The organism is Oceanimonas baumannii (genome assembly GCF_002245495.1).
Taxonomy (GTDB): domain Bacteria; phylum Pseudomonadota; class Gammaproteobacteria; order Enterobacterales; family Aeromonadaceae; genus Oceanimonas; species Oceanimonas baumannii.
In genome coordinates this window covers 1-12,872 of record NZ_NQJF01000002.1, presented here as the reverse complement: position 1 = coordinate 12,872, position 12,872 = coordinate 1, and the positions used below count along the sequence as shown (strand labels likewise).

General features: G+C 53.4%; 11 protein-coding genes. 8 read left to right on the top strand and 3 right to left on the bottom strand.

Annotation, left to right across the window (positions count from 1 at the left end; all coding sequences use genetic code 11):
• Positions 1-3: 3 nt before the first annotated feature.
• From B6S09_RS02100 to B6S09_RS02090, 3 genes are read right to left on the bottom strand one after another with little or no spacing between them, the layout of a single operon-like run.
• Positions 4-1,185 (bottom strand): type II secretion system F family protein, encoded by a 1,182-nt coding sequence (locus tag B6S09_RS02100; RefSeq protein ID WP_094276851.1) that lies wholly within the window; start codon positions 1,183-1,185, stop codon positions 4-6.
• Complete coding sequence (locus B6S09_RS02095) at positions 1,182-2,858, bottom strand: GspE/PulE family protein (protein WP_208321773.1); 1,677 nt, start codon at positions 2,856-2,858, stop codon at positions 1,182-1,184. Before B6S09_RS02095 ends, B6S09_RS02100 begins: the two co-directional genes overlap by 4 nt.
• Before the next feature lie 23 nt (positions 2,859-2,881).
• Positions 2,882-3,721, bottom strand: a complete 840-nt coding sequence (locus tag B6S09_RS02090; protein WP_134113999.1) for an ABC transporter permease — start codon at positions 3,719-3,721, stop codon at positions 2,882-2,884.
• Positions 3,722-4,001: 280 nt separating this feature from the next.
• Between B6S09_RS02090 and B6S09_RS02085 the strand changes: the two genes are divergently transcribed.
• From B6S09_RS02085 to B6S09_RS02050, 8 genes are all read left to right on the top strand, one after another.
• Positions 4,002-5,141, top strand: a complete 1,140-nt coding sequence (locus B6S09_RS02085) for a hypothetical protein (protein WP_094276849.1) — start codon at positions 4,002-4,004, stop codon at positions 5,139-5,141.
• Positions 5,138-6,547, top strand: coding sequence for a cytochrome P450 (locus B6S09_RS02080; RefSeq protein WP_094276848.1), 1,410 nt, complete (start codon positions 5,138-5,140; stop codon positions 6,545-6,547). The genes B6S09_RS02085 and B6S09_RS02080 overlap by 4 nt, the downstream gene beginning before the upstream one ends.
• Entirely contained in the window at positions 6,544-6,891 is a 348-nt protein-coding gene (locus tag B6S09_RS02075) for a hypothetical protein (protein WP_094276847.1), read from the top strand. The genes B6S09_RS02080 and B6S09_RS02075 overlap by 4 nt, the downstream gene beginning before the upstream one ends.
• A 289-nt stretch (positions 6,892-7,180) precedes the next feature.
• The gene (locus B6S09_RS02070) at positions 7,181-8,455 is read left to right on the top strand and encodes a capsule polysaccharide biogenesis protein (RefSeq protein ID WP_094276846.1); all 1,275 of its coding nucleotides are present in this window, start codon (positions 7,181-7,183) and stop codon (positions 8,453-8,455) included.
• Positions 8,456-8,660: 205 nt separating this feature from the next.
• On the top strand, positions 8,661-9,011 hold the full coding sequence (locus B6S09_RS02065; RefSeq protein WP_094276845.1) for an RT0821/Lpp0805 family surface protein: 351 nt from the start codon (positions 8,661-8,663) through the stop codon (positions 9,009-9,011).
• Positions 9,012-9,188: 177 nt separating this feature from the next.
• Positions 9,189-10,895 carry a polysaccharide biosynthesis/export family protein gene (locus tag B6S09_RS02060; RefSeq protein ID WP_094276844.1) on the top strand — a complete coding sequence of 569 codons (1,707 nt, stop codon included), beginning with the start codon at positions 9,189-9,191 and terminating at the stop codon, positions 10,893-10,895.
• Complete coding sequence (locus B6S09_RS02055) at positions 10,895-11,692, top strand: ABC transporter permease (protein ID WP_243832857.1); 798 nt, start codon at positions 10,895-10,897, stop codon at positions 11,690-11,692. Before B6S09_RS02060 ends, B6S09_RS02055 begins: the two co-directional genes overlap by 1 nt.
• On the top strand, positions 11,689-12,417 hold the full coding sequence (locus B6S09_RS02050) for an ABC transporter ATP-binding protein (protein WP_094276843.1): 729 nt from the start codon (positions 11,689-11,691) through the stop codon (positions 12,415-12,417). The genes B6S09_RS02055 and B6S09_RS02050 overlap by 4 nt, the downstream gene beginning before the upstream one ends.
• Positions 12,418-12,872: the final 455 nt, after the last annotated feature.

Here is a 12,872-nt window from a genome sequence, read left to right as displayed (position 1 = left end):
GGTTTACCATCCAATATCGTTAACAGAAATAATGCCGGAAATAAGCACAACCATGATGGAGCCCACCAGCAGCCCCATAATCATAATAATGGCCGGCTCTAAAATAGAGAGCGCCCGCTTAATCCCTCTGGTTAAGCGGCGCTCATAAAGGTTGTTAATCTCTTTGAAACTCTTGGGCAAGGACGCTCCTGCCTCCCCCGATTTTACCAGCCGGATGACCATGGGCGGAAAAATGTTTTGCTGCTCCAGCGCTCCGCCCAGAGTGTGGCCTTCCTTGATCATGCCCACCACCCGGTTAAGCTTTCTCGACATATTACTGTCGGAGACATTGCTCAGCGTGATTTCAACCGCTTCAGTAATTTCCACCTTCGACTCCAGCAACTTCTGCATGCTGCTGGAAAAGTTAACAATGTGCCAGGACGACACCAGATCTTTCAGAAACGGCAGCCGGGCCATCAGTGACATCAGCTGGCTCTGCAGTACACCTTGCCGGTAAAGGTGAAACAACACCCCCACTGCAACAATCAGCAACCCATAGATAAAGGTGGCATTTTCATTAAAGAACCGGGCCCAGCCCAGCAAGCGGACCAGAGCACCCTGCTGCGAGTCGTCCGACACCATGCTTTCGAAGTTAGGAATAACGTACGAGAACAGAAAAAACACCACAGCGACACAAATAAAGATAAGAAAAGCGGGGTAAGTAAGCGCAGACTTTACTTCAGACACCAGGTTTTCTTCGCGCTCAATCCGCTCAGCCACACTCAGCAGCGCTTCCGACATATTGCCGTTGGCCTCGCCCAGGCGCAGCATGGAGCTCACATAAAACGGAAACGCATCGGGCTGGGCCGCCACCGCATCCGAGAAACTCATGCCGGAAGACACATCATCATAAAGACGCTTAAACACCCTATAAACGTTTTTGTCATCCGAGGTATCAGTAAGCAGGAACAAACAGGCATCAATGGCCATGCCACTGGAGCGCAGCGTTGCCAGTTCCCGCAAGGTCGTCATTAACGACTCCCGGCTGATTTTATAAGTTACCGAGCGATCTTCCTGCTTCAGCAACACAATATTCAGCTGCCGGCGACTCAGGTTTTTGCGGGCCTCTTCCTCCGAGGCCTCGTTCATCCAGCCATCAACCAGGCTGCCATCTTTTTTTCTGGCAATATACCTGAACTGCTTCATCCGACCACCCGCAATACTTCATCTATCGAGGTTTCACCGAACGCAGCTCTCAGCAAGGCATCCTGACGCAGATTACGCATGTTCTGGATGTCAGCGATGTCTTGCAGGGCCTGAATATCAATATTTACATCATATTCGGCAGACCACTCCATCAGCTCAAAAATGGCCAGCCGCCCCTTATAACCGGTGCCGTTACAATGATCACAGCCCACCGGCACCTTCCACTCGGGACTAACCGGAGCAATGTGCGGCCAGCGCTTGCTCACATCCTGCCAGCCAAGCTCTGCTGCCCGCGATGCCTGGGCATGATCGTGCGAACTGCAGACCGGACACAGCTTTCTGACCAGGCGCTGCGCCATGACGCCCACCAAGGTAGACTTAATCAGGTAATCGGGAATGCCGATATCTTTAAGACGAACAAAACTGCTGGGCGCATCGTTGGTGTGCAAAGTCGACAGCACAAAGTGACCGGTAAGCGCAGACTGAATGGCAATCTGAGCCGTTTCTTTATCCCGCATTTCACCAATCAGCATAATATCGGGATCCTGTCGCAACGCCGAACGCAACACGGTGGCAAAATCCAGCCCGATATCACTGTTCACCTGAATTTGCGTCAGCCCCTTCATCTGATATTCCACCGGATCTTCAACGGTAATAATTTTATTATTATCGTCGTTAAGGCTGTGCAGAATGGTGTAAAGCGAGGTGGTCTTACCGCTGCCCGTAGGGCCGGTGATCAGAAAAATACCGTTTTTAAGCGAAATAATTTTGTCGATGGCGGCCAGGTGATCCGGAAACATATCCAGTTTCTTCACCGAGGCAGAGGTGTCTTGCTGCTCGTTGCTCAGCAAACGCAGTACCGCATTCTCGCCATACACAGTAGGAGTGGTGGCCACCCGGATATCCACCTGCATACCCGACAACCGCACCCGGATACGGCCATCCTGAGGCAGTCGCTTTTCAGAAATATCCAGCCCGGCCATCAGCTTGATACGTGACAACACCGCAGCATGCTGTGACACACTGGGCTGATCCACCGTTCTCAGCACACCGTCTACCCGGTAACGAACGCTGAATTTATTGCGGTTTATTTCAAAGTGAATATCAGAGGCTTTCTCTTTAATGGCCCGCTGAATACATTCATTGACAAATTTAACCACCGGAGCGGTAGAGCTCTCCTGTTCCAGAATGCTGCCGCCATGCATGGCGGCATTCTCCTCAACACCGGAGAACAACTGGCGCAGCTCATAGTTGGAGCAAAGCAGAGGGTGCGTCTGCAAGCCATAATGTTGCTCAACAGAGCTGGCCACAAACTCATCCCAGATATCCAGCTGAGCGATATAAAGCATGTTCTGCTGCTCATTAACAAACACCGGAAATGCCTGCTGCTGACTCCACCACTCCTCACTGAAAAAACGCGTCAGCAATTCATCGGCGGGGGCCTCACCACCACAATGTTCATCCAGAAACGGCTGCAACAACGGCAGCTCAAGCTGCACCGACAGCGCCTGAAGAATGTCTGCCTCGGTACAATATCCCTGAGAAACACAGACCTCTCCGAAATAAGGCCGCTTCACAGACGTTGCCTGCTGCTGAATGCTTAACACATTGTCTACATCACTTTGCGTAAGCAGGCCCTGCTCACACAAAATTTCACCAAGAAACAAAGTCATTCAAAGTTCACCTTCAGGCAGCATTACAGCAAGTCTGCAAAAACCGCTTTCATCTTTTTAAAGAAAACGTAGAAAAGCACCAGCGCCAGCAACGAGCACCCAAACTGCACAGCCAGGTGCTCCACCATTACACTCTGGCCGGTAAAACCTGCCCTGATGGTATCGGCCACACTGCTGATGGGGTTGAGATATAAAAAGGTGGCCAGCCCGTCGGGGGCTGTTTCAACGGAGAAAAACACCGTGCTGGTAAACAACAGAACCATGCCCAGCACCGGGGTGATTTGTGCCACATCTTTCAAAAATACGCCAAGGGTTGCCAGCAAAAATGCAAACGCCGCCAGCGTAAAAAAATAAATAAACACCGCCAGCAGCATATAACCAATGCTCAGCAGGCTCAGTTCAGCGCCGGTAAACAATGCATACACACACACCAGCGCCAGGCCAATCAACAGATTCACGCATGCCACCAGCACGCAGGACAACGGCAGCAGTTCTACCGGAAAAATGACCTTTTTAACCAGGTTGGTGTTGGAGCGGATAATCACCCCGGCAGAAGAAATAACATCTGTCAGGCAAATGTGACACAAAATGCCCACAAACAGCATAAGACCATAGTTGGCGGTGCCGCCGTCGGGCAACAGCCATTTGGCCTTAAACACCAGCACGAAAACAGTGGAGTAAATGGCCAGCATCATTAACGGGTTAAGAATGGTCCACAAAAAGCCCAGGGTGGTGCCCTTAAAACGGGAATGCAGCTCCCGAACCACCAGCGAATGCAGCACAGACGCTTTTTGCTTAACCCCGTCAAACCCCATGTTACTGCGCTCCCAACGCGACTCTGTTACCCGAAATACGTCGGGCACGCTACCGCCCCTGGGTTGCAGCCCCCAGAGTGCTGGTTACTTTTCAAACACACCGTTTTTTGCTGTTGCGGGAAAGCCAATAGCGTAAATTATTTGTAACAACAACCAGTTAGTAACTTTAAGCATCAGCATGCTCCCGCTTAAACAGGCGGGCAGATACTACCACATGGCCCATAGCATAAAAACTGCCTGATAACAGGGAAGCCGTGGCTGATAAGAATGACTCAGCCCCCGTTTTTGAGTAGTCTGTGACCCGCACAACCCGGCTCAGGAATATGGATTGAACCCAATAAAACAACGTCAGGTGTTTTACCTTCACGGCTTCGACCCCCGCGGGGCCGCACATTACCACCGGCTTTACCGCGAACAGGCTGAGCAGCAAAGTTCGGTCAATAATTTGCATATCAAGGTGTCTGCCCGTAAACGACAGGGCGAGCACAGCCACCACTGGCAGCTGAACGCCAGCGGCACCCAAAGCCACTATTGCTTTTTAAGCTGGGACGATATTGTGCGCCAGCACTGGACCAAAGGCTGGGGCCATATTCTCAGTGACGTGCTGTGTTTTATGCGCTGCTATGTGCTTACCCCCAACGCGCTCCGTTATATTACTGCGGCTCCCAAACAGCTGATGGCCGGGCTTTATCCTGCGTTATTCATGCTGCTGAGTCTGATGCTGTCGCTGTGGTTATCCACCACCCTGGCGGCACAGCTGCCATGGCAGGCCGCACAATGGCCGGCCGGGCTGGTGCTGTTTGCCGCGCTGATGCATGGCAGCAAGCTGGCTGGCAACAAGCTGGCAGTATTCTGGCTGCTGCGCATTTACGCCTTTTCGGCACGCTGGGCCAACGGCAAAATACCGGAGCTGGAACCCCGCATCAGCCACTTTGCCGGGCAAATTGCCAGTGCCATTAACGACGATAATAACAATGAAGTTGTGATTATTGCCCATAGTGTGGGCACCATGATGGTGGTGCCTGCCCTGGCTCAGGCCCTGGAGCAGGTGGCAGACAAAAGCAAACTGCACAACCAGCGCGTAGTACTGATCACACTGGGGCATTGCATTCCGCTGATCAGCTTTCATCCGCAAGCCACCCGGTTCAGAGCGGCCATCCGCAGCCTGGCCCATACTCCACAGCTGCTGTGGCTGGACTACACCGCCCCCACCGACGGCGCCTGTTTCCCTTTGCTTAACCCGGTTACATCCTGCGGCGAACACAGCGCGTCCGATGCCGGGCCACGCATGCTCTCGCCCCGCTTTTTTACTCTGTATCATCCTGCGCGCTATAAAAAACTGCGCCGCGCCTGGTATACCATGCACTTTTTATACTTAATGGCTGCCGACAAGCCCGGCCCCTACGACTTTTTTGCCTTTACCGCCGGGCCCGATGCCATTGCCAGACAACTCAAGGAGCGGACATGAGCTGCCCGGTGTTTCCCAAACCCGCCAAAAACAAAGCCTCGTTGTGGAAAGTGTTTTTCACCAAACGCCATTCCTGGCTTGATGCCCTTTATGAACGCAGCTATGGCATGAAAATGGGCGAATACAAACTGCCCGGGCTCACCTTGTATATGGTGAACCAGCCCGAGCTGGTAAGAAAAGTGATGGTGCAGAACATGGCCAGCTTTCCCAAGAACCGCCTGCTTGGCGACATTCTTGAGCCCCTGCTGGGAGAAAGCATTTTCACCACCAATGGCGAACAATGGCAAAAGCAGCGCAACATGCTGGACCCGGCCTTTAAACATGCCCGGGTGCAACAGGTGTTCGGGCTGATGCAAAGCGCCGCCGGCGACATGATGGAACGGCTGAAAACGCACCGCCCCGGACAAGACATAGATCCGGAAATGACCTTTGTTACCGCCGACATTATTTTCCGTACCATTATGTCGGCCAGGCTGAATACCGAGCAGGCCAACCGCATTCTCGACGCCTTTATCCTGTTTCAGGCCGAGTCACCCAAGCTGGCCCTGAAAAAAATGTTCCGCCTGCCCGGCTTTATGCAACGCGGTGCCAGCGAACGCAAACGCATGGCTGCTGCCAAAGAAATTCGCGGCACCATAGAAGACATAATCCGGCCACGCTATCAACAGGCCGAAGCCGCCCGGGCCGGCTGCCCCAACGCCCGGGAGGCACTGGAACAGCAACAGGACATTTTATCTTCCCTGCTGCTGACCACAGACGCCAATACCGGCCAGCCCTTTAACTTTGATGAAATTGTTGATCAAATTTCCATGCTGTTTCTGGCCGGCCACGAAACCACCGCCAGCTCTCTGACCTGGTCACTGTATTTGCTTGCTTCACACCCGCAAGTGCAGCAAGACGCCTTTAATGAAGTCAGCCAGGTACTGGCCGAACAGCCCATGAGCGTGGAAGCCCTGCGCAAAATGGTGCTGGTGCGTGATGTGTTCCGTGAAGCCCTGCGGCTGTATCCGCCGGTGGGCTTTTTATCACGCGAGTGCGCTCATGCCACTGAAATGCGAAACAAGAACATGAAAGCCGGCAGCTCGGTGATGATCTCTCCCTGGCTGATCCACCGCCATCAGGATTACTGGCACAACCCGCACCAGTTTGACCCCTATCGCTTTACCAGCAAGCAACTGAAAACACCGCTCAGCAAATCTTATCTTCCCTTCGGGGCTGGACCGCGGGTGTGTATTGGTGCGGCCTTTGCCCAGCAGGAATCCAGCCTTATACTCGCCAGCATTTTGCAGCACTATCACATTTCCATGCCGCAAGGCTTTGAACCGCAACCCGTAGGCCGGCTGACCATTCGCTCCGAAAACGGCCTGCAACTGCACCTGACCCCAAGGAACCAACAAACAGCATGAAAGAACGCATTGCCGGCTTTATTTTAATGTGTGCCGTGGTACCCCTGGCCATCGTGGGCTACCTCATTATCTGCTATGTGGGCTTTGTGGGCCGGGTAGAACGTGGTCGTGCCGGCGTGCGCGCGCTCGACCACTTTGTGAATGCTTCCGTTTTTAACGGCTACGCGTGGGAATCGGTGTCTTCCCACGCCTGGCGCGAGCGCGATAACAAACGCTGGGCCCGCTTTGTGATCTGGCTGACCAACCACTTTCAGCAAGACCACTGCAAACGCGCCAACAAGCGCGAACAACCCCTGGTAGACCTTATGCTGCAAAAAGGTCTGCACAAGCAAACCATCAAGTAACTGCTGTAGCCCGCAGGTTGGTGATGAACGCAGCGAACCCCGACATTTGCACCGCCGGCAAGAATGTTGGGATTCGTCCCAACCTGCAGGGGCTCACGGGGGAACGGCACCACACAAAAGCTGAGCCGGCAAACCAGACTCACATGCGACACAACCCGCCACACGAAACGCTTTCATTCCCTTCCCCCTGCCTTGCGTACACACTTTTTGATTAATACCAATTTTCAGTTGTGCTACCATCCGGTCGCCAAGAAAGTGAGCAATAACAAAAAAATTTCACGGGATTTGAATGAAGTCAGCCTTGCTACTCCAGGGACCATTAGGACCATTTTTTCAGCATTTTTCTCGCTTTCTGAGTGAGCAAGGCATTGCCGTACACAAAATTCATTTTAACGGCGGTGACGGCTGCTGGCCCTGTAAAGGCAGCAATGTGCATTACACCGGCAGCCTGCCGGAATGGCGGCATTTTCTGCACAGTTATATTAGTGAAAACGAAATTGATACCGTTTTTTGCTACAGTGACTGCCGTGAGTATCACGCCGTGGCACGTATATATTGCCAGAGCCACAATATTCGTTTTTTTGTATTCGAAGAAGGCTACCTGCGGCCGCACTACATCACCCTGGAACAAAACGGCGTTAATGCCCACAGCCCCTGGTTTGGCAAGCTGGCCACAGCGCTGCCCCAGCAAAACCCCGAGCGGGTGCATCATCAGTTCGATATAAAAGCCAACTTTAAACGCCGTATTTACTTTGCCATGCGTTATTACTTCAGCATGCATTTTTCCCGCTGGCGTTTCCGGCACTATGTGCACCACCGGCACCGCCCCTACTGGAAAGAAGGCATTGCCTGGCTAAAAGGCTGGTACACCAAATACACGCATACCGCCCACGACAAAGGCCTGCTGCAGACACTGATAGACAAACACTCTCAGCATATCTTTTTAGTGCCGCTGCAGGTTGCTGATGACTTTCAGATAAGAGCTCATTCGCCGTTTAACGACGTGGCAGGGTCCATTCACCACATAATGGACTCATTTGCAAACAATGCGACACCGGATGACGTGTTGCTGTTTAAACATCACCCCATGGATCGCGGCTATACCAACTACACCAAGCTCATTCGCACCCTGGCCGAGCAGCACGGCCTGAGCGGGAGGGTGTTTTACGGCTTTGAGATCAGCCTGCCCGAGGTATACCGCCATTGCAAAGGGGTGGTCACCGTTAACAGCACGGTAGGTATGTCTGCCCTGCTGCACCATGTGCCCACCATTACCCTGGGCAAAGCGCTTTATGATGTGCCCGGCCTCACCAGCCAGTGCTCGCTTAATGAGTTCTGGCAGGCACCTCAGCCGGTAAACGACGAGCTGTTTAAACGCCTGCGGGCTTTTTTGCTGCAGCACACCCAGCTGAATGGCAGTTTTTATTGCCATCCCGGCAGCACCTGTCAGCAAATATGGCAGCGGCTGCAGCAGCTGGCGGTGCCCCCCATGCGTCACCGGCCAAGGCTGGTGGCTGCGCATGAACAGCCGATAACAGCAAAAGCGAAAAAAGAAGTCGCATAAGCAACCGCTCACTTCTTGCTCACTCGGCTGAGCGCGGGAGCTGTGTCATCGATACACCATAAACAAAGTGGTAGTATTTTTTGCCCGCAAAAAATAACGCTGGCCATGCAAACTGCAACGGCGTTTACATCATGCTCAATCGGCGAATTGGGAGCCGCACCCCAAGGGCGGTAGCGTGCCTTTTTTCAATCACACGAGTAACCCCATGCATATTGTTAATAAACCTCTGCTAGTTACCATGATGGCCCTGGCCACCCTTGCTGGCTGCGCCAGTCAGCCTGCTCAAACCGGCGACACCACCGTAAACAGCACACCGCTGAATCAGTTTCTGAACAATGCCGCCAGCCACAGCGCCACCCAGCTGACCACCAGCCCCTGGGGGGATAATGTGCAGGTAACCACCGGTGTCAGCTATTTTGCAGCCAGTGGCAAAACCTGCCGTCCGCTGCAAGTTACCCTGGCCGCCGGCAGCCAGGAAGAGCACATTGCCTGCAAAACGCAGAATGGTCAGTGGCAGCTTTCACGAGCCATCACCGCACCTGGCGGTGAGCTTTAAGCTGTAAGTTAAAAACAATCCCCCCTCAACCCTCCCCTTACCAAAGGGGGAGGCTGGGAGGGAGTTATACACAAGCACAGCACGATATCCGCATACAACACGCAGCCATCTTTAACTGAAAGCTGACAGCTGATAGCTGATAGCTGACGGCTGTTTTCAAAATTCCGAGAACAAACCATGTCCTTAAAAAAACTCGCCGCACCTCTCGGCTTGCTCGCACTTTTAGCGGGCCAGGGCTCCGCCCAGGCCCAGCTTATTGGTGTTAACGCCGGTGAACTGCCGGCCGAACAGCAAAGCCGCTTTAATGCCCCGTCTGCCTCCGATCAGGCCGCTCAGAACAGCAACACCCAATGGCGTAATGCCCGCTATGGCGTGCCCGGGGCCACCATGGCACAAGAAGACTACCCCAGCTTTGGCAGCCACCTGTTTACCGGCGGTTTCAGCGGAGTGCGGGCCGATGGCCTCAACCCCGACTACATCATCACCCCCGGTGATCAGGTTACCCTGCGGGTGTGGGGTGCAGTAGAAATAGACCGGGTGCTGCCGGTAGATGCGCAAGGCAATATTTTCATTCCCGGCGTGGGCCCCATTAAGGTGCAGGGCATCAAACACGGCCAGCTGGATGCCAAAGTACGTAGCGCTGTAAACTCTATTTATTCCAATAACGTGCAGGTATACACCAACCTGCAGGGCGTGCAGCCGGTATCTGTATTTGTAACCGGCTATGTGCAAAACCCCGGCCGCTTTGCCGGCACCCCCAGTGACTCGCTGCTTTACTTTATTGATCAGGCTGGCGGCATCGACAGCGCCACCGGCAGCTACCGCAAAGTGCGGGTGCAGCGCCACGGCAAAACCCAGGCCACCGCCGACCTCTATGCCTTTCTGCTGAACGGCACCCTGCCTAACCTGCAACTGAAAGACGGCGACACCATCGTAGTGGAAGAGCGTGGCCCCACCGTCACCGTAGACGGTGATGTCGCCCGCCCCTACCGCTACGAGCTGCTGCCCAACAACATGAGCGGACAAGCACTGCTTAACCTGGCCCGGCTTAAGTCCAACGTGACTCATGTGCTGCTGCGCGGCGTTCGTACTCAAGGCCCCGTTTCGAGCTATGTAGAATTGAACGAGCTTGGCCAGCAGTCACTTAAAAGCGGTGATCAGGTGATCTTCAGCAGCGATTTGCGGGATGACACCATAGTGGTGCAGCTGGAAGGCAGCTACTATGGCCCGTCACGCTTTGCCCTGCCCCGCGATGCCCGCCTGCACGAGCTGCTGAATGCCGTGGCCGTGCCGCAAAACATGACCGACACCAACAGCATCTCGCTGAAACGGGTTAGTGTGGCCGAGCGCCAGAAGCAAGCCCTGGATGAAAGCCTGGCCAGGCTGGAAACCACCTATATGGGAGCCTCTTCTTCTACCCCGGAAGAAGCCGAAATTCGCGTACGTGAAGCCGAACTGATCAGCCAGTTTATTGAACGCGCCCGTGAAGTAGAGCCCAATGGCCGCCTGGTGCTGGCCAACAATGGCCAGATCAGCGACATTCGCCTGCAAGACGGCGATGTGATTACCATTCCGGAAGCCTCCGATTCAGTGCTGATCAGCGGCGAGGTACTGGTACCCCAGTCGGTGGTGTTTAACGCCAACCGCAGCGCCAGAGACTATATAGAAGGTGCCGGCGGCTTTACCGATCACGCCAATGAAAGCCGCATTCTGGTGGTGCGCCAGAATGGCGAAGTGCGAGAAGCAGACGATGTTACCCTGCGCCCGGGTGATGAAATTCTGGTGCTGCCCAAGGCTCCCACCAAAAACCTGCAGCTGGCCGGCACCATCACCCAGATTCTTTACCAGATTGCCATTGCCGCCAAAGTAGCGGTGGATATTTAATGAGCACCATGCCCACCCGCACGCCCTGGCAGGTAACCCGCAGCGTGTGGTTTGCCATGTTTATGCGCGAAGCCGTTTCGCGCACCATGGCCGACCGCATGGGCTGGTTCTGGATGATTTTTGAGCCGGTGGCCGTTATTAGCATCATCGTGCTTATTCGCACTCAATTGAGGGGAACCAGCCAGCTTATTACAAATGCCGATTTCATTCCCTGGATGATCATCGGCATGATGGGCTTCTTCCTGATCCGTGAAGGACTAAGCCGCAGCCAGGGAGCCATTAACTCAGCACAAGCACTCTTTGCTTACCGGCAAGTGCAGCCGGTAGACCCGGTAATGGTTCGCATCTGTGTAGACGGCATGCTGCGTACCGTGGTATTTGTGCTGTTTGTGGCTGGTGGCATGCTGCTGGGGCTGCATATTTTCCCTGATAATGTACTGCTTGGGTTACTGGGCTGGGCCTCATTGTTAGCACTGGCACTAGGCTTTGCTCTGGTAATTTCTGTCATAGTTAAACTGATCCCCGAAACTGGCAAAATCATCAATATGCTCAGCTTGCCCTTGATGATTATCAGTGGAGTAATTTTGCCGCTTAACAGCCTGCCTCACAGCATTCTTGAGTATTTAATGCTGAACCCAATAGTGCATGGCCTGGAGCTGCTGCGTGCTGGTTTTTTTGAGCACTATCATATGGTGCCCGGAACCAGCCCACTCTATTTGTGGCTATGGATTTTGGGGCTGAATGCAGCGGGTTTATTAATGCACCTTCGCTACAAAGAAAGGTTAAAAGCAAAATGATTACGCTCACTAACCTTTATAAACGCTACAACAACCGGGACGGTCGCGAGGCCCCCTGGGTGTTAAAAGACATTAACCTGACGATTCCTAAAAACGTGAGTGTGGGCTTGCTGGGCCGCAACGGGGCAGGAAAAAGCACCTTGCTACGCCTTATTGCCGGCATGGACAGCCCCGAACGTGGGCGCGTAGAACGTCATTGCCGGGTTTCCTGGCCGATAGGCCTTTCGGGAGGCTTTCAAAGTTCCATGACAGGGCGACAAAACGTAAAGTTTGTAGCCCGGGTGCACGGTGCCGGCATGGACGTACACCGCATTATAAAGTCGGTAGAAGACTTTGCCGAGCTGGGCAGCGCCTTTGACCGCCCGATAAAAACCTACTCATCCGGCATGCGCTCCCGCCTGAACTTTGGCTTGTCTCTGGCGTTTGACTTTGATGTTTACCTCTCGGACGAAGCCACCGCTGTAGGTGACCGTGCATTTAAAGACAAAGCCGCCAAAGCGTTTAAAGACAAGGTGGGTCAGTCCAGCCTGATCATGGTGTCGCATTCCGAAGGCATTCTGAAAGAACTTTGCCAGGCCGGCATTTACCTCACAAATGGCCAGGCGCAATGGTATGACGATATTAACGACGCCATCGCAGCTTACCATAAAGAAACGGGCCCTTCGGGCAGCTCTAAGCTGTCAGCTGTCAGCTGTAAGACAACCCCCTCCCAACCTCCCCCTTAAAAAGGGGGAGGAGCAAAAACTCCCTCCCCTTATCAAGGGGAGCCTAACGCTTTGCCCCCTCCCCTTTTTAAGGGCAGGGTTGGGGTGGAGTTAAACCAAACAACACAGAACAAACAAGCACAACGCAGAAGCCACAAACAACGCCGCGCAACTTAAAGCTGACAGCTTATGGCTTATAGCTGTGGCCAACAGATTTTCGCTAAATTCGAATCCAAATGTGGAACACCATGCATCACTTCATCAAAAAACAACCTCATTGGGCAGGGCAAGATCATGAAAAACCCTTGCGTGGCAAGGCTTTCAGCGGGGTAAAAATGAAAACATTAGTAGCCACTTTTTACACCGGAACGCGCGTTTTCTGAAGAAAAATGTCGATTTTCGAGGATCGCTTTGACGATCAGATCTCACTGTGATCATATGCTGTCTTTTGAACAGCAGCTTATCACTATGAATGG